A 25,281-nucleotide genomic window follows, 5' to 3' on the forward strand; every position below is an offset into this window, starting at 1 on the left:
TTTAATTAAGATTGTGCATAGCTTTGAAATGCTGTTTCTGTTCGGTGATCCGATGCTTTTTCCCCGGTCGGTACCAACTGGCAGGCACAGACCTTGAATTCCGGTATTTTGGAAACCGGATCCAGCGTACCGATTGTGAGCTGGTTGGCCGAATGTTTGCCGCCCCAGTGGTAGGGGATAAAAACGGTGTCTTCCCGGATGGTCTCCACAACGTGAGCCGGAAATTCTGCTTCTCCACGCCTGGTTTTCACTTTGATAAGATCCCGTTCTTCGATACCGTACTGGTAAGCCAACCTGGGATGAATCTCCAGCAGCGGCTCGGGGTATTGATCCACCAGTTTCCCGATCCGGCGGGTTTGGGTGCCGCTGAGATACTGGGATACTACGCGACCGGTTGTCAGCACCACGGGAAACTCATCATCAGTAACTTCGGAAGGCTCGCGATAGGGAACCGGGTTAAAGTGGGCCTTGCCGTCGTCCGTGGCAAATTCGTAATCTTCCCAAAGCCGCGGAGTTCCCGGGTGATCCAGATCGGGGCATGGCCAGAACACGCCCATATTCTTTTCGATCTTTTCGTAGGTAATACCGTAGTAATCAGCCGTGCCGCCTTTGGAGGCTACCCGGAGTTCATTGAAGATGGCCTCGCTGTTTTCATAGTCAAATTTGTCGCCTGCGCCCAGCCGCGCTGCCAGCTCTTTCAGAATTTCTGTGTCCTTTCGCGCATTGCCAGGCGGAGTAACGGCCTGGTTGATTTTTACAACGCGTCCTTCAGCCGTGGTAACGGTTCCCTCCTCCTCTTCATGCAGCGAACCGGGCAGGATGATATCAGCATGGCGGGCGGTTTCATTCAGGAAAAAGTCGATGCAGGCATAAAACTCCAGTTTCTCCAGGGCTTCACGCACAAAATTGTTGTTGGGCAGAGAGACCAGCGGGTTGAAGCAGATGGAAAGCAGTCCCTTGATCTCTCCCCGGTGTATGGCCTCTATAATCTCATAAGCCGTAATCCCTTTTCCGGGCATTTCCTGTTCATCGATGCCCCACACATCGGCAATATATTTGCGGTGTTCCAGGTTGGTGATATCGCGGTTGCCGGGAAGCTGATCGCACTTGTGACCGTGCTCGCGTCCGCCCTGGCCGTTGCCCTGTCCCGTAATGGTACCGTACCCACAGTAGGGTTTGCCGATTCTTCCCGTAGCCAGCACCAGGTTGATGCAGCTCAGTACATTCTCAACGCCCTTGGAATGGTGCTCGATGCCTCGGGCATGCATCAGGAAACTGGTATCGGCTTTGCCCCACAGAGTGGCGGCCTCCAAGATTTTTTCTTTGTCAATACCGGTATGTTTTTCCGCCCAGTCCAGATCATAATCTTTAACGGCTTCAATGGTTTCTTCAAAGCCCGAGGTGTGCTTCTCGATGAAGTCGTGATCGATCCAGTCGTTATCCACCAGGATCTTGAGCATAGCTCCGAAAAGAGCAGAGTCACCACCCGGACGAATCGGCAGATGCAAGTCGGCGGTCCGTGCCAGTGGAATCACACGCGGATCTACCACGATTAGTTTGGCTCCGTTATCCCGTGCCTCCCAGATATAATGCGTGAGGGTGGGGAACGTCTCGCTGACATTGGCCCCGGCAATGATGATAACTTCGGCATGTTTCAGATCAGCCCAGCTGTTGGAAATTCGATCCAGTCCGAACGCTTTTTTGTTGCCTCCGCCGGCACTGACCATGCAAAGCCTTCCGTTGTAATCCAGGTTGGCGGTTTTAAGTGCTACCCGGGCAAATTTCCCGATCATGTAGCATTTTTCGTTGGTCAGGGATACGCCCGAAAGCATGGAGAAAGCATCATTGCCATATTCCTTTTGAATGCGCTTAATCTCACTGATGGTGCGGCCCATGGCCGACTCCCAATCCGTTTTTTCAAATCCTTTGCCTTCCATCCTTTTTAGCGGATCCAGGATACGATCAGGATGATTATTTTGAAGATAACGCATCACGCCCTTTGGGCAGAGACGGCCCTCGTTAAACGGAAATTCCATCCAGGGTTCGAATCCGACCACATTGTTATCCTTTACTTTGAGCTGGATTCCGCACTGCATCCCGCAAAAACAGCAATGTGTTTTCACCAATTTGTCCGGTTCGTGCGCGCCGGGGAAGCCCTCTTTGGGCGCGTAATTTTTATTCGGACCAAACCGCTCGATAATTTTGTCAAGGGATGTAGGTAATTTTGCCATGAATAAATATTCTTTGGGAATTATCCGAAAAACTTGCCGGATTTCTTGCGAGCTTCAAAATGAGCTTTGGCCAGGGCCGATCGCTTGCCTTCCGGGCTTAAATCCAGGTGACTGCTGCCATCTTCCTTATCAAAATCGAAGTCCAGTTCTTTGGTGACTTTTTTCAGATCGTCAATATGGGTTTGGGTGGCAAACTCTTCATCAGTACGTGGGCACTTGGCCATGCCACGCCGTTGGCCTTCATGCTTATAGAGGTTGGCCCCCAGTTGTGCCAGGCGCTGAAAAATATGAAAGAACTTACCGAATGGCAGCCAGATTAAAAACAGGATCACCATGATGGCATGCGTCACCGCCATAAACTGGTAGGTTTTACCTTCCAAAAAAGTATAATCATAGGAAATGCCGAGTCCCGTAACAGAAATGGCAATCAATAAAATGAGCGGAAGCCAGTCGCCCTCGAACGTTTGGGTGGCAATGAGACCTCCATCGGTAAGCCTGCGTTTTATCATGATTACGGCGCCGATCGTGACCAGAACCGAGCACCAAACCAGCCCGTGAAAAGCGATAAAAGCCAGGGGAGATCCAAGTTTAAAGGTGCCCGCCTCAAATCCGAACAGCATGGCGTAGTAGGTGGTATCATCTCCGGGTCTTAATTCGAAATGAATCCATCCGAAAGTTAGCGGTATTGTAATGGCAAAAGCGAGCAGGCAGCCGATAGCCAGACAAAAGTGGCCAATCCAGCGGGTACGGCTGCGGTGATAGATGAACCGCTGGAAGAGAATATTTTCAAAAAAAAGGCGATTAGAACGTATCAGGTAAGGAATGAAGTCTCTGCTGAACAAAAACTGCAGGCTTCGTTTCCAGTATAGCTTTGTAGGAGGGCGCTGCAGCCAAACCGAGTATCTGTAGGTAATTCCGAACACGGCAAAGATGGTTCCCACGAGGTAGGCAAACAGGGCGGGGTCAAAATTTTGCAGGTTTCTTGAGCCAACCAGTACCAGTACGATTACTCCCAGGGAAACCAACGTAGCATTGAGAAGTGCCTTTCGATTCAGAGTCTTGAATAGTCGGAGCATAAGGTAAAAAGTTTAGGCAACTTGACAGCTCTGTTGCAGTCCTCAAATCCTGAAATTATTCTGGCAAAATAAACCTTGTACAAAGGCTAACTTTATTTGCAATTAGATGCAATTTAAATAATATAGCTATATGCCGAATAGCATAAAAAATATTACAGGTTTCGTAATGGCGGGAGGGGGAAGCCGGCGTTTCGGCAGTAAAGTCGATAAGGCACTGGTCCCTTTCCGGGGCAAGCCGCTTATACTTCATCCGGCTGAAACGTTAGCTGATTTTTTTGCAGAGGTAACTATTATTGCCAAGAATCGCCCGGCTTACGAGAATTTGGGTTTCCCGGTGATTGAGGATGCCCATGAAGCTCAAAATCCACTGGTCGGAATTTATACCGGTTTGAAGTTCAGTTCTACCCCCTGGAATTTCTTTGCGGCATGTGATATGCCATTTCTGTCGGATAAGGTCATTGAAAAACTGATGAAAACTGTTGTTGAAAATGATGGCGGACAGGCAAAAATAATTGTGCCCAAAACGGGAGCCTGCCTTCAGCCGATGGCTGCTCTGTATCACCGGTCACTTATTGATATTATTGAAGAAAAACAGGATGAAATTGATTCGCTTAAAGCCTTAATTAACCATGTTCCCGCTTTGGAAATAAACTTCGAATCCGACAGGGCTTTTATCAATGTCAACACCCGAGAACAGCTCCGAAATCTTCATTGACAATTACGGCCGGCGTATGAATTATCTGCGCCTGGCGGTGACCGATCGCTGCAATCTGCGCTGCCGGTATTGCATGCCCGAGGAAGGGGTCCCGCACGTACCAAAAGAGAACCTGCTCTCCTGGGAGGAGAACCTGCGGCTGAGCGGGATCATGATAAATCACGGGGTTACAAAAATTCGCATTACGGGGGGAGAGCCGTTTGTTCGCAAGGGACTGACCGGTTTCCTGGAGCAGCTGAAAGCGCGGTACCCGGACTTGAATATCGGCATTACCACCAATGCGGTATTGCTTGAAAGGCATCTTGAACGCTTGAAAAGTGCGGGGATTACGTCCCTGAATATTAGCCTCGACAGCCTGAGCCCGGAAGGATTCTATACAATCACCCGGCGCGATAATTTTCATGATACCTGGGATGCCATCCAGCAGGCCATCAACATGGGATTTGATATAAAAATTAACATGGTTATCCAGGCGGGGCTGAATGATCATGAGATCCTCGATTTTGCCGACCTGACGGAAACCCTGCCCATAAATGTACGATATATCGAGCCGATGCCTTTTTCAGGTGATTTGTATGAGGATCACCAATCTTTTTCTTTTAAGGAAATTAAAAAAGAACTCGCGAAAAAGTACGTATTGATTCCGGATGGTACCGCGAAAAGCGGGGTGGCCAATCAGTTCAAAATAGAGGGACATCCCGGGAAAATCGGAATTATCAATGCGTATTCGCGCACGTTTTGCGCCACCTGCTCGCGCATGCGGGTCTCGGCACTGGGACAGATGCGCACTTGTCTTTATGGCGAAAATGTGCTGGATTTACGCGAGCTGTTTCGTTGCGGATCCCCGGACTCCGTCATTGCCGATGCAATCCAAAAAGTGTTAAACCAAAGATTTAAAGATGGGTTTGAGGCTGAGAATCATAGAAAAGAGAAGCAGTTTGAGAGTATGTCGGCAATAGGCGGTTAACAGCCTGTGTGAAAAAGTGTTCCGTTGCGGGATCGTGACCTTCTTTATGAGGTCGTTGCAACACCCTGTTTGGCTTAATTCCGGCATTTTTGCGGATTGGAAATCCTCATTCCGACAGATTCTCTGTCGGGACTGCTGGAGTTGGGATGTCGAATCCGTGATCAGACAGATTAAGACAAAACAATGGTTTGGTAAAATCTTCTTTGCCCGTTAGCCCGTATTTTTCAAAAATACTTATGTTGTATCGCCACAAGCCACTACACAACAAGGAATCAGGTCTATTGTTATCGCTTTTTGGAAACTACAGGGCGTTTTTTCTACGAAATGTACCCCTCAGCGGCGTTGAAGGTCGCTCTCCTACGCCAAGGCTTCGGAGGATAACCCACATTCGCCTGCCCTACATAGCTTTACGCCACGGAGGGCCTTACTGAGGGAAAAGTTTCTTGGTGAAGTAAAGTCAGGTTAAACCGGCTGTTCCAGAAGCTCAACAAATGTATCTGCGCTGATAACAGGTGCAAAAAGATTATTGATGCGTTCCATAGCAGCGGCTTCATCTTCTGGCTTTTCACAACCGGTGGCATCGCCTATAACAATGGGTAAATATCCGTAATCGCGGGCCAGGCGGGTATTTCCCTCAATGCACCAGTCCAGGTGAAGTCCCGTAAACACAATTACTTCTACACCCTTTCTGGCCAATTCTATCGGTAACGGAGTCCCAACAAAAGCCGTCTGCAATGCACATTCTCTGTAATGAGAGTCTTCGGGGGCAACCAGCTCCTGCAGTTCCTCGGGAAGTTCATTGTCCCACTTCTTCTTTTCCTCTGTTACCTCCAGGCCTTCCGTCCAGGTACTGTACTGGACCTCATCAAAAATCGTTTTGGGATAATCATCCCGGTATATGTCGTATCCAACCCAGTTGAATGAAACAAAGTTATCCGCTTTTCTTGCGGCCTTTATCACTTTTATCGTGGCAGGAAGACTTCCACGCTCCCGGTGATTCTCGTGTCCCAGGGCTCCCTCTTTTTCATATAGACATTTATTTTGGCTGACAGACGTAAAAGCGGCCTTTCGTTTAAGAATTTTTGGCAGATTCAGCTTTTTCCACTGCGGTGCAAGCTCGGGAATGGCATGAATACCCCCTTTTTTCTTATTACTAACACTATCTGTGCTTTCCTTTAATCCAATGTTCTCCATGGTATTTGTTTTTCTCAACGTTAAAAATATTGGTTGCGCGCTTGTTGAAACTCCACAAAACAAAAAAGCCCGCTCACCTGAATGGCGAGCGGGCTTTTAATCTGGTTTGTCTTGTTCGCTATGTTTCTTCGAAAAAAATCAAACAGTTGCCACTCATCCAACAGGTATGACGCATGATACCCATACAACAACACTCGCACATACACATATTGGATATATGGTTTTTCACAATACTCAACAATTTGCTTATCGTTTCAGGGAACGAATTTATGGTAATAATGTTAGAAACACAATCATTAGTTTTTTAACATCAAGTGCTCTAAGCGGCAGGCCTTTTGTTATTGATAATGTGCTGTTCACTTAATCCCCCAGTAACACCCCCACTGCTTCCAGTCGATATTCTACCTCGGAACCTTCCTCCGTTGCCTCCTTAAAAGCGGTGCCCTCGACAATCATCATACGCCCGGCCGATTCGGTGGGAATAAAGAAGCTGTAGTCCTTAAATTTAACCCTTATTTTTTGATCGTCCTCGGTCTCAAATTGCGCCCAGCAGCCCACCTTGTCGCAGACCGCCGTTACGGTTCCCTGCACCTTGATGCGGTTTCCTTCATCAGAAAAATGATCAATGGCTGCCGTTGCATCCATCGCATCCTCAGCGGTTATTGATTCACCATACTCTTCCCAGCCATCCTGTGCGTTAGCGGGTTGAAACATTATTCCGAACAAGAGCACGGAACATGCAAAAATATAGGTCAGAAAAGTCTTATTTGATGTTTTCATCTTAACAGTTGTTTTTGGTATAGGTATTATTTTTTTGTGATATAAGATATGCCAACGACAGACTACTTTTTCCGGGCAACGACCGCGATGGCATTCATGTGTTCTTGATATTTTGTGAACACCCCGCGCATAGCCAAAATGCGCCTGCGAACCTTGGGACGAGCGGTAATATTAAAACAGATTTTCAGCGCTCGCAGAAAGCCCTCGTCATCCACCATGCGGCTGAATTCGAGCAGCTTCATAGCGTTCGTTTTTATATTGATGACTTCAAATCCCTGCTGTTCTATCAGCGTAATCCATTCATCCCGGCTAAGCGGACGAGCATTAACACGGATCGTTTTCGCCAGCTCTTTTTGAATGGCAGCCTTGTGATCTTCGGATCGAATATCAACCAACCCCAGCTCGTGGATGCCATAGAGGCCGCCCGGCTTCAGGATACGGTGCGCTTCGCCGATAATCTCAGCCTTGCGGTGGTCGGCCTGCATGGTAAGCATGGCTTCTCCATACACCTTGTTGACTGCATTCGGCTCCAATGGCGTCTGGGAGGCATCTGCCTGTATAATTCGGCAGTGATCGCCCGAAATAATGTGACTTAAATCCTCGGCCGCATCTTCATCGAGCTCGATAGCGGTATATGATTTGGGATCTTGCTTGAGGGCCAGGGAGGCTGTAAACCCGAGGCCGGGAGCAAACTCTACAATATCGTCTTCGCTACCGATGTTCATGGCATCAATGAGGGAAGTCGTCAGCTCCTTGCCTCCGGGTCGTAACACTTTTTTGCCCATGGCTGCCAGCAGCCAGTGTCCCGGCAGCTTTTCTAATGGTCCGTCTTTCATATATCAATAGAAAAAATTAAGAGTACCTACCAGAACAGGCACAGCCGTTCGACAGGTACTCCATACGTTAAGGGATCTAATTTATAAAGTAGCAGAATCCGGCCATGAGGCTGCGACCCGAGCCCGGGATAAAGGTGGTGACCTCATCGGGCGTGAGCGGTTGCGGGGGCGGGTCGGTGACTTTATCCCGAATCAGATAGCTGCTGGCATAAGTAGTGTCAAAAAGGTTGTTGCCTTCTACAAAAAAGTTGATCGAATTGGAGGAGTGGATACCAATTCTGGCGCCCCAAAGAGCATAACTTTGTTGATATAAAGTATTTTGATGGTCGGTTGGGGTATCGGTCGGTACCATCTCCAAATTTAGATTCAAAAAGGCACCTGAGGGATGGCTGTATTCAATCGCTGAATTAATATAATGTTTGGGTATTCCAGCAATACGGTTGCCTTCATAGGCACCCTCGTCAAAATAAAAATCGCTAAATGTATAACTACCGTCAAAGGTAATCTTATCCCCCGATCGCGTGAATAAATTGCGCAGCAACGTGAACGAGAGTCCGGCTTCAAGCCCTTGGTGGATCGTTCGATCCGGATAGTTGCGGGTGGTGCCGGATATGCCGAACAGTTCGGTGGCGGTGAGCAGCTCGTTGGCAACACGCGAATGATAGAGACTGATGTTCCAGCTAAACCAGTTGTTGCTTCCGCGCGATCCGACTTCGAATGTGGTTGCTTCCTGGGCATCCAGCTCAACGGCTTTAAACTGTTCCGGACTTTTATTGGGATTGCCACCCGAGATGTTGATCAGCTCGTCAAAGGTAGGCGGCTCAAAGCTGCGGCTTACGTTACCGTACAGTTGAAAGCTCGACTCATTTTCATACAGGAATCCGATTTTGGGGTTGAATCCCCAGTAGGATTGATCCAGAGATTGGGCAGGGGCACTAAACGTACCGTACTGATCTTTTGGAGCTATATAAAAGGGACGGGCATCCGGATTAGATAAATTATCGGTATTGTTTCTAATGCTGTGGACAAGCTGCAAGGTAGCCACAGAATTGAAATTCTCCGTGAACGCATAGCGATGATTTAGGTACGAACCCACATTTGCAGCCCACAACGAATTGTCGGCGAACTGTCGCCCCCTTTGACCGCCTTCATTGACAAAATACCGGCGCTCGGTTTGTCCGAAACTGCTAAAGACACCGGCGTTTAACTCATGTTTGCCGAGCATGCCGCTGTACCGCACATCAAAGCCGCCACCGTTGCTGTCGCTGTGTTTTACGCCTACCGTAATGGGATAGGTAAAGGTATCATCAAGGTTTTGGTAGTGGGCGGAAAGCTGCAGGCTGTTATTGGAGTTAATCTGATACTCCGTTTTTTGAGCAATACGGAAAGCCCGTGATTCGCGACCGGGTTTATCCTTTACAACGTTGGGGCCAATGCTTTGTGGCGGATTTACGCCCGGATTTATATCCGTTGCATCGGATTTCATTTGTTGCCTGTTAAGCGGACCCGGAATATCGAACGCCATATCGGTAAAGGTAAAATAGAGTCGCGATTCCAGATCGGAAGAAAATTTGTGTCCGGCATTAAAAGTGGCGTTCAGACGATCGCTGGAATTCCACTCACGAAATCCATCAGATTGGTTGTATGACAGGGAAGCATACAGGTCATTATTTCCAAAAACGTGTCCCGTTGAAACGGCCCCGTTATAGGTGTTATAGCTTCCTCCTTCTAATTTAAGACGCAGCGGTTCTGCATTATGACCACTTTTGGAAATCATGTTGACGACACCGCCCAAGGTGGCCGAACCGTATTTCAGTGCATTGGATCCGCGCTTAACCTCAATATGATCAGCTGCCTGTGGTTCCAGAAGACCAATAATATAGGTACCGTCAGCTTGATTTATACGGACGCCATCCTGCAGGAGCAAAACGCCTCGTTGCTGTGGATTACTTTGAATTCCTGAGCCTCGAATGTTTAACCGGGGCTGATCGTTGCTTCCAAAAAATTCCTGGATGATAACCCCGGGTTCAGCTCCCAGCGCATCTTTAAGGGTAAGCGACCGTTGGGAGTTAAACTTGTCAAGATTGGTAATATTCACTCCCCCGGGTATCTTGTAATTTAGTTTCTTTGTGTTTGCAAAAGCCGACTGAGTAAGGCTGGGATTACCAGTAACGGTAATTTCTGACAGATTTTGGCTTTCCGAATTTAAAATAATACTCAGCTTTGTTACCTGTCCTTCATAAACGGTAACGGTACGCTTGACAGTTTCGAAACCCACATATGATAGTTCGATACTATGCGTACCGGCCGGCAGCTCCAGTTCAAAGAACCCGGAATCAGAGGTTGCAGTGCCGTAGGAATCTCCATTATCGGTAACGGTGATATTTACATCTGAAAGCAGTTCCCCGTTTTGATTATAGACAACGCCTTGAACACGGCCATTGCCGTCTTGGGCATACGTGGCGAATGGATTACATATGAGCAAAAGTGAGACCAGAAAATAGAACTTAAGGGATTGCATGTCGGAGATTAACGTTTTAGTGATTAGGGTTAGATAATTTTGATCAACCTTATACAGTTTATTTAGACTGAATATAAATAGATATAATAAAGATTAAAATATCTTTTATTCTTTTTATTGTAACCTTGCCATGGTGGAAGGCTGCAAATGTTACACGCAAGCGATAGAAATGGAATATTGAGAACCGTAATAGAACAGGATACGAAACAGGTATTCTATAATAATTTTACAGTTGGAAATCGATGACTAACGAAACTCAAGCATACTTCAGGGAAATTCGGCAGGAAGTGCAGGAAATACTCACCGAAACGCCAGATATTCCTCCCAGGCGAATTTTAGAACGAAGGGTATATAAGCTCGATCTACTTATCCAGGACATTCAGGTCAAATTCAGTCAAATGGAGCGGCAGTATATGAGATCCAACGACCCGGAGATTGAGAGAGAGGTGAAGCGGTACGAACGAAAAATGATTAACCTGGGGGATCTAAAGTGGCAGATTGCAGAACCGCTAAAACAAATGAGAAATTCCGATAGCGGGAATGAAGAATTACCCTCAAAAAACTTCATCCGTTGGATTGACCGGGATACGCTTATACCTTTTTTAAATGAGCTGAAAAAGGCCGGGGTAATTGAGGACAGAAGTGCCGTTATCATTTCCATGGAGCATTTTTCGAAAGAAGAAAAAGATAGTACCAAGCCGATTTCATGGCTCCATCCACAAAAAGATCTGTTAGCTTATATGATCCGGCAATTGGACGAAAACAGCCTGGTGGCTTGTCGTAACCTGTGGGAGGAGACCGAACCCCACTTTATGTTCAATGGAAAGATCGTCAAAAACCTGCAGCAGGAAGAGGAACAATATCTAAACAGTACGGAAGATGGGAAACCCAAAAATCACGAGCTTGTTGATGAGGTTATTGAACAATTTGCATAGCAAATACAAGATGAGGATATCCACTGGAATATTCCACTCCGGGGAGTGATTTACACACTATGCCAATCAAGAAAACCAGTTAGAATAACAAAACAATGCAGATGCCTACTTGCTCTTAAAAGATGCAATCAGATTCCACAAAAACATAACACCTCCTGCAATAGCCAGCAGCCCCCCGAAAAGGAGCAGCCCAAGTCCAATATAAATTTCCGGCGCGTGTATTATTTGTTCCTGACCGAACACCTTTCGTGCAAGTCCGTAAGATCCTGCTACGGCCAAACCCGCAACAAAGATCAACTGGCCTGTAGTATAGGTTAGCAATTGTTTAAAAAGAAGCCCCTTATTCCGGCGAGAGGAAAAACTGTACCCGTACTGTTCCATCAGCCAGTAGGTGGCCGACATAAAAACGATAGTGACGGCCCCCAGCGTTGCGTGGTAATGGGCCGGAACCATGGTATTTGATCCGCTAATCATAGCTCCAAGAATGAAGCCGATAATGGTGAGGAAAATGCTGGCGACAAGTCCTGTAGAATAGGGATTTTTTAAAAAATTGATGGTTGATTTTTGGTTGTTGAGCAGTGAAAAAGTCTTAACCAGCAGAACGACAATAAATACAGAAACGACCGGGAAGATACCCCAGCTCATGTATAACGTGAATCCTTTCAGGTACAGAGTTGAGTCGGTCCCTTCAAGTAACAGTAGAGGAGTTGCCAAAACAGGAATGGTGTAGATATAGCACAGGGCTGAAATTTTACCGGTGTTAAACAGTTCCTTTCCGGAAATTTCCTGATACAGTACTATCCATATACCAACGGCGGCAATCATATTTGCAAATTGCAGAACATGTCCACCGCCCCAGAAGATAAATTCGTAATACAGGTTGGTGCTTAGGTCTAACGGGGTTATCAGCCATGAAATGAGAAAAATAAAAACCGAGATTAAAATAAGTACTCCCGCAGACCGGATTGGAGCAGCAGCACCGGGTGGCAGGAGTCCAGCATTATTATCGGTTATCCTAAACGGGAGCAGTCGTTTCGAAAAGATTGTCAGACAAATGGAGAAACCGAAAAAAAGCAGGCTTGCCACAAATACGGGATGATCAACAACCGGAATATAATTAGCCAAAACAGCTTCACTGCCGGTAAAGAAAATGCTGCTTATCATTAGTGCTATGCTTAATAGAGAGACCATTATAGCAACCGGATATCGTCGACTCCAGGGAGGTTGTTCGGGCAGGAGGATCGTACATGAAGCAATAAAGGAGTAAAAGCTGACAAGCAGCGCCAGGTTCACATGTACAACCAGTATGCGCCTCATCCATTGCGTGTCAAACATCCATTTATTAATCAAGGGGATGCGCCCCATCATGATAAACAGTGATAAGAAGCCAGCCAGAATAAGTGCCGATATACTGATAAATATCCAGCTTTTGGAGGCGGATCCAGCATGGCCTTGCAACAGTGATTTCAGCCAATGGGGCATAACCTATCTAAAATTGGATGATTAGGGGGCTCTGCGAAACTCTGAATTCCTCGTTCTGAGGGAGTTGTACTCCCGTTTAAAAGGTCACCAAGGTCGGTAGTATAACTACCTCCCAACAAAATGGCAGGTTCTGCAAAGGCCCCTGATTAGGTTGTTCACACTTTATACTGTTCTCCTGTTGACAATGCATGAGTTACTGTAAACAGACCAGCAGCCGGGCGAAGCCGCTGGCTGGATATTTGGCATACTCAATATCCTGTTTGGAAGGCAGCTCAATGGCGGTTACCTGCTCCAGCAGTTCCTTGAAAAAAATCCGAAGCTCCATGCGGGCCAGCGGGGCACCGGGACACACGTGAATGCCCTTGCCATACAGGAGATTGTTTTCAGCGTTTCCATCGGGATCGAATGTATCCGGATCTCCAAACACTTCTTCGTCCCGATTGGCCGAGACCCAGTTGATATAGATTGTGTCGCCCGGCTCGATCGTAGTACCCCTGATCGTCGTCTCTCTTGTGGCCTTGCGGCGGTTCGCAACCAGCGGCCCGTGCATTCTGAGTATTTCATCCAGCACATCTTCCATTTCTGCTGAATCAGCCTGCCTGAGATGATCAACGATATGAGGACATTCTGCCAGGTAATACAAAATGATTCCAATCGAGGCCGCGAGAGAACCCACCTCACCCACCGTCCAGTTGCGGAAAATACTGGTGAGCTCCTCCAGGGAGAGCCGGTGCCCGTCTATCTTTTCCCGGATCAGAGACTGCGTAAGCGTCGGTGGTTTCTGCCCTGAATTCCGCTGCTGCTCTATAACAGACTGCACGAGCGATTCAAACTCTCCGGCCAGTTTGGCCAGGCGATCCCGGTCCTGGTCCCTGGCTGCCTGCTGGTTCTCCAGCGTCCACGTTACCAGTGTTTCCGCCAGGTCAGTCGGCCATCCCAAAAAAGCACATTGCGTGCGGGCTGCATAAGGGAGTCCCAAGTCGCCCATTGCCTCAGTGCAGTCGTTTGCTACAGCACTGTTCACCAGTTTCTCACTGATGGCCCGGAAATCATCCGGGAAGCTGCTGAGGACTTCTTCGGAAAAATAGTGATCGATAAGCTCTCGATAGGCCGTGTGTTCGGGCGGATCCATGGTATTGGGTACGGAGAGATGGGAAGATACATCGCTGCTGAACGTCTCGGGATCTTCCAGGATCTCTTCGATGTCAGAGTGTTTGAATACCCACCACTTGCTGGAGTCGCTTTTAGCTACCGGGCACTTATTGCGCATTTCGTCAAAATCATCGCGCTGCATCGGGCACTTGCTCTCACGGGGATTCCACTGCGGGTTGTTGTCGGACATAAAACTAATAAATTGTCTGTTTTGCTATTGCAGTTCATGAAGAAATAGTTCTATAAGTGTAGTCACGCATTATCCGACACATAGATGATGTGACCCTAGGGCGGGAACGAGTCCGGATAACATGTTCACTACAGTATGAATAACGGTGAGAGTTGAAAAGGAATACAAGATAATTGGAAGATTATTTTTTTAAATAGGTTCTTAGAGTGATGTATATCACGAGCCAGAATCCCGTGCGAAAGGTCATGGCTTTAAAGCTTTCCGTGGCTATTTCCGTGCTGAGCAGAGACAGTGTAAGCATCAGGAGCAGCATAAGCAGGTTGACCACCAAAATTAGCAGAGAAGTTTGAACTTGTTTTTTATGGTCGATCCAGATGAAAACGCCGGCTGCGGTATAAAAAAGACCCATTATGGCGTTGAACAGGAGCAGGGGATAAAAGATGGTATAACCGGGATCCGAGAAGCCCAGCAGGGTGCGGCTCCCCACGAAAACGGTCAGTACCCCGAAAGCTGTAGCCAGAACGGAAAGCGCCTTGCGGGTAACTATTTTCAGGGAAGAACGATTCATTTAAGACAATTAAATCGGATTTTGAAATGCCTTCCACTGCCCTAATTATGGTTATCGAGAAAAAAGTGAGTGACCAACCGGACAGCATCTCAACGTATTTCTAAATACGTAACGAACCAATAAAATACAAAATAGTCTTATAACTTATAATAGTTTTTCAATACATGCTGATTTGCAATATTAATATTTGAGTGAATGTGAAACCACAGCGTAAACCTCATAAATGAAGAAATCACACCTCCCCGAAATTTCCGATATTGGGCAAAAACCGTAGTATAAAGCCCTCCAATATATAGTCGTTCACTTCTTTTGCAGAAAACAGTTTTTACAGCAGGCCAATTTCTTTAATATTGGCACACTTTGGCGGTTCGCTGTATTTAACCTGAATTATACACAAATAATATAATTTGACGCTATAAGTTGCTGATAACAATTGAAATACGCTGTAATAAGGTATATGAGGATAGTCGTACTTTGTTAACTTAAACATTAGTTACAAGTCACAAAGTAAATATCCAGAGTACAAAAGCCTATTATGAGACTCAGCTTCAAAGAAATTTACAAGCAGCTTTACCAAATTTTGCGAAACTATGATTTCCCGGAAGAACGGGCCCGTCTTATCTCTCGAACACATACTCAGTCGAGTTGCGACGGGGTCTATTCGCACGGACTCAACCGCTTCCCGTCTTTTATCGATTATGTGGAACGCGGACTGATCGATGTTGCCGCCGAGCCGGAAAAAGTGGGGGCTTTCAGGGTCCTTGAGCGGTGGAATGGGAACCTTGCGCCCGGCGTCTCCAATGCCCACCACTGCATGGAGCGTGCGATGACGCTTGCCCGGGAACATACGATCGGGTGTGTGGCCCTGCGCAACACCAATCACTGGATGCGTGGCGGCACCTATGGATGGCAGGCGGCAGATGCCGGGAAAATAGCCCTGTGCTTCACGAATACGAAACGCAATATGCCGCCCTGGGGTGGCCGGGAAAACCGGATCGGAAATAATCCCTTCATCATTGCCATTCCAAGAGAAGAAGGTCATGTGGTACTGGATATGGCCACTTCTCAATTTTCGTTTGGCAAAATGAATACCTATAAGCTTAACAATGAGTTGCTCCCGGTTGCAGGTGGCTGGGACAGGGATGGAAATTTAACCAGAGATCCTGAAAAAATACTTGCCACGGGACATGCACTGCCGGTTGGTTACTGGAAAGGATCGGCGCTGACCATTGTTCTGGATATGTTGGCGGCCCTGCTTTCGGGTGGTAATCCAACGCACAGGATTGATGATGACGAGGAGATCGCCATTTGCCAGGTTTTTATTTGCATCGACCCTGAAAAGTTTGCTGATGGCGACTTGAAGAACCAATTATTGGACGAAATTATTAACCATGTACATAATGTGTCTCCAATGCAGGATGGTGAACGTACATATTATCCCGGGGAGCGGACCCTCGCAACGCGAAAGGATCATCTGGAACATGGAATCCCGGTCGATGAATCGGTGTGGGAAACTATTGTACAGCTCGCACCAGAGTCCAGATAAGCCTTTTTGGGTTATAGGTGGGATTTATGGTTGGAGGATATGATATTGTCAAAGGTCTCATAAATTTTATCTGGTTTATATGAGTTATCAATCAAATATCTGTTCAAAATCGTCTGAATTTCAGACGTAAGCAGAGCACAACGACTGGCATTGTCAAGCATCGGGTCTTCACCGGAGTCGGTCGTCCCTTCTCCAACGTTGGCAAATTTTTCGCTGCCTTCAGCTATCGACCGGCTTTTACCCAGGTGACGTTGTACTTCCGCGGTATTTCCCGCCTTCCAGGCCAGGTATCCCCGCAGAAAAAATCCCTCAAAGCTTCGGAAATTACTTTTGGTGACTTCTAGCAGTCGCTCTTCAGCATCATCAAAACGCCGGTTAAGGATGTCAATTTTAGCCAGCTGCAGCAGGGGACCGGTAATCTCGCGATTCAGGCTTGACGCTTTTTCAAAATGACGGGTCGCCTTGGGAAGGTCAAAGAGGGGATTATCCAGCCGGCGACAGCTGTAAACTGTTCCCAGCTGCACATGGCCGCGCGCGCTCGCATTATTTATCTCAATTAACGAGTTCCATCGCTTCTCCGCGCTTTCAAAATTTCCGAGGGTCAGCTCCATGTTCCCCAGGTAATAGATCGTGTCCAGGTGTTCCGGTTTTTTTTGCAGCGCCCTGCGGTAATATTCGGCCGCTTTTTGATAGTCCCTCGCAATGCGGAGATCCGAAGCCTCGTTGTACAACTCCCAGAATTCGACTGCCACTTCTTTTTTATTAAGGCTCTTCTGTTGGGCTGTCTCCTCCGTGCTCTTCGGTTCAGATTCCGGTCCATATTTTAAAAAGGTAATGATCAGAAAGGCGATGCCCAGTACGGAAAAGATGATGGACCAGATTTTTTTCATGGTGGAATTCATTTTATGGATACGGCAGAAATTTCCGGATGACCTTCAGTTATGTTGAGGAATTGGTTGGGTTCGAGGTTATGGAAAGTATCGGTTTTGCCGCTGGGCCACCGGATGGAGAGGGTATCCACCCGTTCACGGGTGCCAAGTCCGAAGTATTGTTTCAGGCTGTTAAAGGAAAGATAGGAGCTTTGTGATCCCACCTGCCGTACCTGCACCATCTCTCCACTGACCAGCCGCAGGTGTGCTCCGATGGCCGATCGATTGCTATACGTGCCTTCCAGTGTTACGGCCAGCCAGTTTCGCTCGCGCGCTGCACTGTTCTGCAACAGAATCCCCTGATCGTTGTGATTCAGGATAAAAAGGTCCGGGTCTCCATCGTGGTTGTAATCCGATACGGCGCCCCCGCGACCCACAAATCTCTTGGAGAAGTAGGGACCACTCTGCGACGACACATCATAAAAGCCCCGGTTTCGCCCTGCATTCCAGAAAAGCTGGTCCGGCATCGGCCGCAGGCGCTCTGGATTTTCGGGGTATTGGTTGGTGCTTCCATTCACTACGAAAAGATCGAGCCGGCCGTCCAGGTCAAAATCAATGAAGGAGGTAGCCCAGCCCACGTAATCCAGGGACGACTGACCCAACCCGTGGTTGGCCGAATCGTCCGTAAAACGAAGGGTACGGCCGGATCTGCTACCGGTTTGGAGGGTGTCCCTCCAGCGGTTGGTGTATAGCGCATTTTCCTGGGCCAGCCAGTGCGTGATAAACAGGTCGGCGTCCCCGTCGTTATCCCAGTCGCCGCTGGCCAGCCCCATGGCGCCCCGGTAATCTGCCACGTGCGCACGGAGACTTACATTCGTAAAGGTTCCGTCGGCATTGTTAAGATAGAGCACATTGTCCGAAACGTCGTTGGCTACATACAGGTCGGGCCATAGGTCCTGGTTCAGGTCCACCCACGATGCGGAGAGACTTTTGCCGTTCCTGTTGGCAACGCCCGCCTGGCCAGTTACCTCGGTAAAGGTGCCGTCTCCATTATTCCGGTACAGCCGATTCCCGATCGGATCAAACGTGGAGGGGTTGATACTGGGCGGTTCCTCTGCTGCCAGCTCATCGGTGGGTAGATTCAGGTCTTCATAATCCACATAGCCGGTGACGTACAGATCCACGTGGCCGTCGCGGTTATAATCGCCCCATGAAGTGCCGGCCCAGAACCGTTCGGCCTCGCCAAGGCCAGCCTGCCCGGTGATGTCGGTGAAGGTCCCGTCGCCATTGTTTTTCATCAAACGGTTGTGGCCGTAGGCCGTTATAAAGAGGTCGGTCCAGCCGTCGTTGTCAAAGTCGGCGGGGGCCGCGCCCATACCGCGTATCGCCAGGTCCAGCCCGGACTGCCGGCTGACGTCCGTAAACGTGCCGTCTCCATTATTTTTGTAGAGTCTGCAGCGGTTGTTGGGAGTTACATCCGAGACCGGTTCACCGGTAAAGGGGGCTGAATAGTTGACGAGAAACAGGTCATCCCACCCGTCGTTATTGTAATCAAACCAGGCCGCGCCGGAGCCCATATCCTCCGCCAGCTGCGAGGTGCGTTCATGGTTAAAATGATGAAAATTAATTCCCGACTCCTTGGTGGCATCCCGAAATGTAACCGGCTGGTAGTCGTCGGGCACGGTGCGATCGAGCCGTGTGGTAACTCCCTCTACCTGTTGGCCAGGTATGTAACGTTGCGAGCTGGCACTATCTTCCCAGATGAACCAAGCCGAGAGCAGCAGCACAGCCGTGATAAACAGGGAAGTGATTACAATATTTCTTTTGCGTCTGGGCATGGCTTGTAACAGTTAACGTGATGAGTGCAAATAACCTATTGGCACGGTTGTACTATCTGTTGACAGCGTAGTAATCGGGGCGGTGGGATGCTCTTGTTGATCTTCGAAAAACAGGTTCATCAAGTACTGGTTAATTTTGCGGTACTGCAGTCGCGCGGTGATATGCAGCGAGCTGGCTCCGGAAAAAAGATCTGAGTCTACATTCAGGGCAACAGATCGTTGCGCTCCAATAGAATCAGGTAATGTTACGGTGTATTGTGCATTGTCAGAGTGCCCGGGGTAGATCGCGCGGCTATAGCGGACGCCCACCATCTCCCACAGGTTGTGCCGGTCGATAACATTGCCGTACTGGTCCACCGGCTCCGCTTTAAAAATAAAGGCACCGGGTTCTATAAAGTGGTTTTCATCCAGCATGCCGGACGTGAAGAGGGTGTCTCCATCCTGATCCGTCACGCTGATCTGGAGCCAGGCCTGGATCATGTCCAACGGTCCAGTGGGGAAATTGTGGCCCGCCTTGTTGTTGGTAATCGTAACATTGAACTCCAGGTTGGATCCGGGAGATACGCTGGAGGGAGCATTCAGTTCAATGGGCACCGAGGCACCGGAAACCCATTTGTCAGCAATTTCCGGGATTTCGAATTCGCCGCGCAGCCACTGCTCAGTCAGCTTTTGGTGTTCTCTGGCCCCGGGCAGATCCAGCATACCGGGCACCATCTGGTTGGCTCCCAGGAAGCGGTGACTCCGGTGCTTGCCGTCATCTTTCGACCGATTGTAATCCAGCGGATCGCCGCTGGCCGGATCGTTGGAATCTACAAGTGGCATGTGGCACTCGCGGCATTCAATGGTTTTCATTGGCTGTTTGGGATGGTTCCATCTGCTTTTTCGCCAGTTGTCATACTGGTTTTGCAGCTGCACCCAGCCCACGTTGTTAATCTCTTCGTCAATATACTGCTTATGGCAGCTGCCACAGAATTCCGGTGTTTTGAGGAGGGGTCGCTGGTAGGACTCTACGTGTTTTTTTGGATAGGCCCGTATCAAAAAATCACTGATCGCCTTGGCCGCTTTTCCATCCTTCAGTTCGAACATATAGCGTTCGGGCAGGGCCATGACATAGTCGGCATTACCGGAAACATCTACCTTTTTTACGGCATGGCAGGATACACAGGAAATCCCCTCGTGGAGACCCATCTTATTGGTCAGACTGTCGCTGAACAGGTTTTTGGTGCCCGAAAACAGGGAGATTGGGTCATGGCATCCCCCGCAATAGCGTGTGGAAGTGGGCCCTTTCTGCTTACCCATCATATTCTGGATCGCCCGGAAGATGGGATCTTCCGCAGCGTATCGGTGAGCACTGGCTTCCCACTCTTTCCCGATATCGCTGTGGCAGCCGGAAGTGGTGCACGACTCGGAACCGCCCAGCAGACGTTCATCAATGCCTTCACCGGTCGTGGTGGTGGCCAGGCTGGGAGCAAACGGCCGATTGTTGCTGCCGTTCAGATGGTGATAATCTTCTGGAAGTTCGTTGTTTATCTGTACAGGCTCAAAGGCGTAAACAAACAAGAATATCAGGGCGAACTGTGCAAGAACAGCCAGCAGGTTGTTGATGCCGTAGGATTTTTCAGAGCGAAGCCTGGATTTCATGGCCGGATTTTTTCGGGCCTTGTAATCCCGGATTAGGATCAATCCCACATGCGGCAGTACCGAAGCCAGCAGCATAAACGTGGCCAACAGGTGGAGCTTGTCCCAGGTTGCACTTACAGCCGTTGTAAACAACGCCTGCCATGTGATCACCAGGCCCGAAATGATGGCTAAAAGAGCTGAAACCATCGATACGTAGCCGGTTAACTTGATTTCGTTAAGCGGACGGTCTCGGTAGGCCCACCAGTGCTGTGCCTGGTAGATCAGGTAGGGAATGCAGAAGGCAACCCCAAGTACTGTGTGAACGATAATAGAGACCTGAGTAGAGATGCTAAACGGCAGAAAATAGATGATAAGACCGGTTATCATTTCAAATAAAAGAAAACCGGACACCATGATGAGTAATGGACGGGTCCATTTACTGTCAGTATTATAAATATTTCTGGATACCACTGTCGTTGATCATATAAAGTATTAATACTATTTTGTCTTAATATATAACCAAATATAAATTTATTCTCAATAAGCGTTTGCGGATGTGATCAATCAGATTTTATTTTTCATATTGAGGTAATGGGATGAGAATAAAACTTCTAATAACGAAACTATGAAGATACAACTGTTTGGGAATTTGGTAGATTTAGCCGGTAAAAACCACGTTGAAGTTGAGAACCAGCCTACTACTGATAAACTTATCGAATTGTTAGTTACCCGATTTCCTGAGTTAAAAGACCACCAGTTTTTGATTGCCGTCAATCACGAAGTCATATCCGGTAAAACCGAGCTGCACCCATGTGATGAAATTGCACTATTGCCGCCTTTTTCCGGCGGGTAACCCATCACTAAAAGAAGATTCTAATCGCGATCAAAATGTCTAAAGATCACTCACTTTTTATAGATGGATCCATTCCCCCGGATCTGGTTTCCACGCAGATCGCCAAACAGCAAACCGATCTACGAGCCGGAGCTCATTCCATTTTTCTGGGACAAGTGCGTAATGATCCTATAGATGAAAAACGCGTCCATGCCATTGAATATACCGCCTATGAGGAGATGGTTCTAAAGGAATATGAGTCGATCAAGGAAGAGCTTTTTGATACCTATCCACTCCGGACTATTGAGGTTTTTCACAGTCTGGGAACCGTTCCAGCGGGAGAAGTTTCTCTTTTTGTGATCGTAACGGCCGAACACCGAAAAGAAGCAATAAATGCCTGTCGGGATGCCGTAAACTTTATCAAAAAGCAGTTCCCCATCTGGGGCAGAGAGCTTTTAGGTGATGAGGGGTATCAATGGAAAGAAAATAATTTTGATGAATAGCCATCCTGGCAACTTGCCTGATACCATCTACTGCCATGGGAAATAATGGAAAGTTACCTCAGTTCCCTGCTTCCATTCCGTTTGAGGCGGCACTGCTATAAAGCCGTTAGCCTGCGTTAGTGCCAGAAGCATGTGAGATCCCTGCCGTTTAATAGGCTGAATGGTGAATTCTCGGTCTTTTACTGCACCGTTTACCCTCATAAGAACGCTGCGCTCTCGGTGGTTGTTAATCGTTTTATCCAGCCTTCCAATATGACTCCTGAAGTCGGTATCCCTGCCGAGGTAATAACAGATTTCGGGATATACATAATAGGTGAACGTCATAAAGGCTGATACGGGATTCCCGGGCAGTCCCCAGAATAGGCAGTCGTCCCGATGCGCAAAGTAAATTGGCTTCCCAGGCTTTTGGGCCACTTTATGAAAGACGGTTGTGAAGCCTGCATCCCTTGAAGCCGCAGGAATGTGATCGTGCGGTCCCACTGAAACCCCGCCGGTCGATATGATCATGTCCGTATGTTCGGTCGCCGCTGCTATAGCCTTTCGGGTGGAGTCGCGGTCATCTTTTACACGCATGGTATCAATCTCCTCAACGCCTGCTTTTTTCAAAAAGCTATACAGCATGGGACGGTTGGAATCATAAATTTGTCCCGGCTTTAACGGCTCATCCTGTTCCACATCCGCCAGCTCGCTTCCTGTTACCATGATTGTAACTTTAGGCGGTTTATACACTTCCACACTGCCCATGCCAATGCTGCCCAACGCACCGATCACTGCGGGATTAAGCAACAGATCCTTTTCGAACAGCAGATCACCCTTTTCATACTCTTCTCCCTTATAGCGGATATTATCTCCTTTTTTTCGCGCTTTATTAATGGAGACGAATCCACTGTCAACGGTACAGTTCTCAACGGGCACAACCGTATCCGCTCCTTTGGGTACTACGGCACCGGTATTGATCCGTACCGCCTGACCATCTTTTACCTTACTTTGCCATGGTTCTCCCGCGCGACTTTCACCAGCTATCTCTAGCGTCGGCTTATCGTTATCAGCTACATCATCCCATCGCAAGGCGAAACCGTCCATTGCGCTGTTATCAAACTGCGGGGAACCAAACGGAGCTTTTACCGGAACGGACAACACTCTGCCTTCCGCTTCCAGTAGTCTCTTTTGCACCGTTTTTCGATCTAATCGGTGCTCAATTACAAGCTCTTTTGCCTTATCTATAGATATCATACTAAATCTTTTTTACTGATTTTCAGGTGGGGCATGTCCGCCGCCCCACATCATTCGAAAAATATGCAGTACTCCCGGGAAGAGCGCCTGCATTGACTCACGAGCGCCATTGGAGCTGCCGGGCATGGTAATAATCAGGCTGTTATTGCTGATGCCGGCTACCTCGCGGGAAAGCATGGCATAGGGCGTCCGCTCAGAACCATAACTGCGCATCTGCTCGGCAATCCCTTCAGCCGGTTTCTCAATCAGCGATCGCACCGCTTCGGGAGTCATATCCTTGGGTCCAAAGCCCGTTCCTCCGGTGGTGATAATGAGGTTCACTTCCCTTTCGATGAGCTGACGGACATTATCATGTATCATGTCTTTATCATCGGGCAGCACGTCGTAGGTATCAATTTCGATCTCATATTTTTCAAGAAGCCCAGAAATAATTTTTCCAGATTTATCTTTCCTATCTCCCTCATAAGTCGAATCAGAGATAACCAGCACGGCAGCATTCAGCGGTGGATCAAACTGCTCCCTGAAATCATTCTTTCCGCCCTTTTTACGAACCACCCGAATATCGGTCATGGTCATATCATCAGTATGGGGCTTCAGCACATCCAGGGCATTCAGCAGCGCACTGGTTACGGCGGTTACCGCCTCGACTTCTACGCCTGTTTTCCACACGGTTTCCACTTCCGCCGTCACTATGAGCCCGTCATCCAATATTTCAGTCTTTATGTCAACCCCGTCAATAGGAATAGGATGTGCGAACAGCACCCAGTCGGGTGTTTCCTTGGCCCCCCGGATGCCCGCAATGTTTATGATCTCACGGATATCTCCCTTTTTGACCTTCTTGTCGCGAATCAGCTGTACCGTATCGGCATCCAGCAACAGTTTGCCGGTGGCCTTGGCTCGACGAAGCGTATCTGTTTTGTGACTGATATTTATCATGTCTAAAGTTTCATCTCTGTTTATAATTCCATTTTACTACGGCCCGATTCGTAAAGGCGTCCTATCCAATCGGGCAGTCTTAATTTTACAGACCAAAAATTCAATCCCCATTCAAAAAGCAGTCCTACCAAAAGCGCTATCGTAAGATTGTGCGTGGCAAACGACAGCACGCCGACGGTCAGGGCAACGGCTATCTGGTTTACCTGCTCCTGCCGGAATGCAAAGGTGATCATCTGCCAGGAATCAAACAATAGCAGCACTCCCAATACGGGAATGGGAATGAGGAACAAGACCGTACTTAAACTACCGGACAGAGCGATCGAAACAAACAGGGCGCCGATAATAATTACGGCCCCGCCGCTTTGGGCGGAAAATCGCTTGTGTGCCGCGATACCGCCTGCACCGTGACAAATGGGAAATCCCCCGAACAGGCCGATAACCACGTTAATCAAACCGATAGTAGAAGCAAGTTTTGTTATACTTACCTTCTCCGAGCGATCCGGCCAGAACTCATGGCAGGCATCATTTGCCGCATATACCGCATTCCCCAGTGTTAAAGGCAGCTGGGGAATTACCAGCAGGGCCACGATATTCCACCATGGTGACCAGTCCGGAAGGGTCCATTGCCAGGCGCTCCCTGATCCGCCGGCCGGCACAGCCGAAACACCGATAAGAAATGATATTGCTATACACACCACAATAAGCTCAAGAGCTGCCGTCCGGTTCAGCCGTCTGAAGCTGAAAAGCAATATTGCAAGAACGGCCGCAGCAAGTAGATAGGTCCAGTAGCCGATATCGCCGCTTCCATTCAGGAACAGCGTATGCCTTGATATGAGCTCCCAGGATTTATAGGCCAGCAACAAACCGATGCCGATCTGTATACCGCGAATAAGAGCTTTTGAAAACCACCGGTGCAGCCATGTTATCAATCCCGTTGCCGCCAGCACTATAAATAGCAATCCGTACAAGACGGCCGTCGATGAAAGCAGGTTCGAAGATAATCCCGTGGTCACCGCAATCACCGTCATCGCCTTGAGCGGCTGAACGCTTACCGGCACCTTGTAGTACCATCCCACCGCTATATAGGCCAGGCCCCACAGAAAAAAGATGCGCGCCGCGGGAGAACCCACACTTGTGACAAGAAGGAAAGCGAGCGGTATAGTTGTGCCGAGATCGCCCATTGCACCGGCGAATTCACTTCGCCCGAAGGCGTTTTTAAGGCTTTCCTCTTTTTTCTTTTTTTTAACGGGCGGCATC

General features: G+C 48.3%; 21 protein-coding genes. 6 read left to right on the plus strand and 15 right to left on the minus strand.

Translation table 11 applies throughout. The features are described 5' to 3' along the window. Window positions 1-5: 5 nt before the first annotated feature. Complete coding sequence (locus NC796_RS06280) at window positions 6-2,231, minus strand: molybdopterin oxidoreductase family protein (protein WP_310683099.1); 2,226 nt, start codon at window positions 2,229-2,231, stop codon at window positions 6-8. Between the two features lie 20 nt (window positions 2,232-2,251). Beyond that, a complete protein-coding gene (locus tag NC796_RS06285) occupies window positions 2,252-3,307 on the minus strand; it encodes a hypothetical protein (RefSeq protein ID WP_310683101.1) in 1,056 nt (351 codons plus the stop codon). Window positions 3,308-3,437: 130 nt separating this feature from the next. On the opposite strand from NC796_RS06285, the gene NC796_RS06290 reads away from it, so the two are divergent. Together NC796_RS06290 and moaA are read left to right on the plus strand one after the other, a co-directional pair. Beyond that, window positions 3,438-4,022 (plus strand): molybdenum cofactor guanylyltransferase, encoded by a 585-nt coding sequence (locus tag NC796_RS06290; protein WP_310683103.1) that lies wholly within the window; start codon window positions 3,438-3,440, stop codon window positions 4,020-4,022. Continuing rightward, window positions 3,985-4,989, plus strand: coding sequence for a GTP 3',8-cyclase MoaA (gene moaA, locus NC796_RS06295; protein ID WP_310683105.1), 1,005 nt, complete (start codon window positions 3,985-3,987; stop codon window positions 4,987-4,989). Before NC796_RS06290 ends, moaA begins: the two co-directional genes overlap by 38 nt. A gap of 462 nt (window positions 4,990-5,451) precedes the next feature. On the opposite strand, the gene NC796_RS06300 is transcribed toward moaA, so the two are convergent. The 4 genes from NC796_RS06300 to NC796_RS06315 all read right to left on the minus strand — a co-directional run bounded on the left by NC796_RS06300 (window position 5,452) and on the right by NC796_RS06315 (window position 10,320). Continuing rightward, on the minus strand, window positions 5,452-6,201 hold the full coding sequence (locus tag NC796_RS06300; RefSeq protein ID WP_310683107.1) for an isochorismatase family protein: 750 nt from the start codon (window positions 6,199-6,201) through the stop codon (window positions 5,452-5,454). A 342-nt stretch (window positions 6,202-6,543) separates the two neighbouring features. After that, window positions 6,544-6,963 carry a DUF4920 domain-containing protein gene (locus NC796_RS06305; protein ID WP_310683109.1) on the minus strand — a complete coding sequence of 140 codons (420 nt, stop codon included), beginning with the start codon at window positions 6,961-6,963 and terminating at the stop codon, window positions 6,544-6,546. Window positions 6,964-7,025: 62 nt separating this feature from the next. Next, window positions 7,026-7,799: a class I SAM-dependent methyltransferase gene (locus NC796_RS06310; RefSeq protein WP_310683110.1), complete on the minus strand. Its 774-nt coding sequence runs from the start codon at window positions 7,797-7,799 to the stop codon at window positions 7,026-7,028. A gap of 76 nt (window positions 7,800-7,875) precedes the next feature. Next, window positions 7,876-10,320 carry a TonB-dependent receptor gene (locus tag NC796_RS06315; RefSeq protein WP_310683111.1) on the minus strand — a complete coding sequence of 815 codons (2,445 nt, stop codon included), beginning with the start codon at window positions 10,318-10,320 and terminating at the stop codon, window positions 7,876-7,878. 242 nt (window positions 10,321-10,562) lie between these two features. Here NC796_RS06315 and NC796_RS06320 point away from each other — a divergent pair, with 242 nt between their 5' ends. Beyond that, window positions 10,563-11,255, plus strand: a complete 693-nt coding sequence (locus NC796_RS06320; RefSeq protein WP_310683112.1) for a hypothetical protein — start codon at window positions 10,563-10,565, stop codon at window positions 11,253-11,255. 105 nt (window positions 11,256-11,360) lie between these two features. Here NC796_RS06320 and NC796_RS06325 read toward each other — a convergent pair whose 3' ends face one another. From NC796_RS06325 to NC796_RS06335, 3 genes are all read right to left on the minus strand, one after another. Beyond that, on the minus strand, window positions 11,361-12,737 hold the full coding sequence (locus NC796_RS06325; protein ID WP_310683114.1) for a cbb3-type cytochrome c oxidase subunit I: 1,377 nt from the start codon (window positions 12,735-12,737) through the stop codon (window positions 11,361-11,363). 193 nt (window positions 12,738-12,930) lie between these two features. Next, window positions 12,931-14,079, minus strand: a complete 1,149-nt coding sequence (locus NC796_RS06330; protein ID WP_310683116.1) for a cytochrome P450 — start codon at window positions 14,077-14,079, stop codon at window positions 12,931-12,933. Window positions 14,080-14,260: 181 nt separating this feature from the next. After that, entirely contained in the window at window positions 14,261-14,647 is a 387-nt protein-coding gene (locus tag NC796_RS06335) for a hypothetical protein (RefSeq protein ID WP_310683118.1), read from the minus strand. 535 nt (window positions 14,648-15,182) lie between these two features. Here NC796_RS06335 and yiaK point away from each other — a divergent pair. Next, entirely contained in the window at window positions 15,183-16,193 is a 1,011-nt protein-coding gene (gene yiaK, locus NC796_RS06340; protein ID WP_310683120.1) for a 3-dehydro-L-gulonate 2-dehydrogenase, read from the plus strand. 11 nt (window positions 16,194-16,204) lie between these two features. Here yiaK and NC796_RS06345 read toward each other — a convergent pair whose 3' ends face one another. Genes NC796_RS06345 through NC796_RS06355 form a run of 3 tightly spaced genes read right to left on the minus strand, consistent with a single transcriptional unit; the run spans window position 16,205 to window position 20,907 of the window. Beyond that, window positions 16,205-17,083: a tetratricopeptide repeat protein gene (locus NC796_RS06345; RefSeq protein ID WP_310683122.1), complete on the minus strand. Its 879-nt coding sequence runs from the start codon at window positions 17,081-17,083 to the stop codon at window positions 16,205-16,207. An 8-nt stretch (window positions 17,084-17,091) separates the two neighbouring features. Further along, entirely contained in the window at window positions 17,092-18,900 is a 1,809-nt protein-coding gene (locus NC796_RS06350) for a CRTAC1 family protein (protein WP_310683124.1), read from the minus strand. 12 nt (window positions 18,901-18,912) lie between these two features. Beyond that, window positions 18,913-20,907, minus strand: coding sequence for a multiheme c-type cytochrome (locus NC796_RS06355; protein WP_310683125.1), 1,995 nt, complete (start codon window positions 20,905-20,907; stop codon window positions 18,913-18,915). Window positions 20,908-21,145: 238 nt separating this feature from the next. On the opposite strand from NC796_RS06355, the gene NC796_RS06360 reads away from it, so the two are divergent. Beyond that, window positions 21,146-21,373, plus strand: a complete 228-nt coding sequence (locus NC796_RS06360; protein WP_310683126.1) for a MoaD/ThiS family protein — start codon at window positions 21,146-21,148, stop codon at window positions 21,371-21,373. A 35-nt stretch (window positions 21,374-21,408) separates the two neighbouring features. After that, window positions 21,409-21,855, plus strand: a complete 447-nt coding sequence (locus NC796_RS06365; RefSeq protein ID WP_310683127.1) for a molybdenum cofactor biosynthesis protein MoaE — start codon at window positions 21,409-21,411, stop codon at window positions 21,853-21,855. Between the two features lie 27 nt (window positions 21,856-21,882). Here NC796_RS06365 and glp read toward each other — a convergent pair whose 3' ends face one another. Genes glp through NC796_RS06380 form a run of 3 tightly spaced genes read right to left on the minus strand, consistent with a single transcriptional unit; the run spans window position 21,883 to window position 25,280 of the window. Then, a complete protein-coding gene (gene glp / locus NC796_RS06370; protein ID WP_310683129.1) occupies window positions 21,883-23,088 on the minus strand; it encodes a gephyrin-like molybdotransferase Glp in 1,206 nt (401 codons plus the stop codon). Window positions 23,089-23,100: 12 nt separating this feature from the next. Further along, the gene (gene moaCB, locus NC796_RS06375; protein WP_310683131.1) at window positions 23,101-24,024 is read right to left on the minus strand and encodes a bifunctional molybdenum cofactor biosynthesis protein MoaC/MoaB; all 924 of its coding nucleotides are present in this window, start codon (window positions 24,022-24,024) and stop codon (window positions 23,101-23,103) included. A gap of 20 nt (window positions 24,025-24,044) precedes the next feature. Next, on the minus strand, window positions 24,045-25,280 hold the full coding sequence (locus NC796_RS06380) for a putative sulfate/molybdate transporter (protein WP_310683133.1): 1,236 nt from the start codon (window positions 25,278-25,280) through the stop codon (window positions 24,045-24,047). Between the last annotated feature and the right edge of the window lies 1 nt (window position 25,281).

Source organism: Aliifodinibius sp. S!AR15-10 (genome assembly GCF_031569985.1).
In the GTDB taxonomy this organism is placed as follows: Bacteria; Bacteroidota; Rhodothermia; order Balneolales; family Balneolaceae; genus JAMQKA01.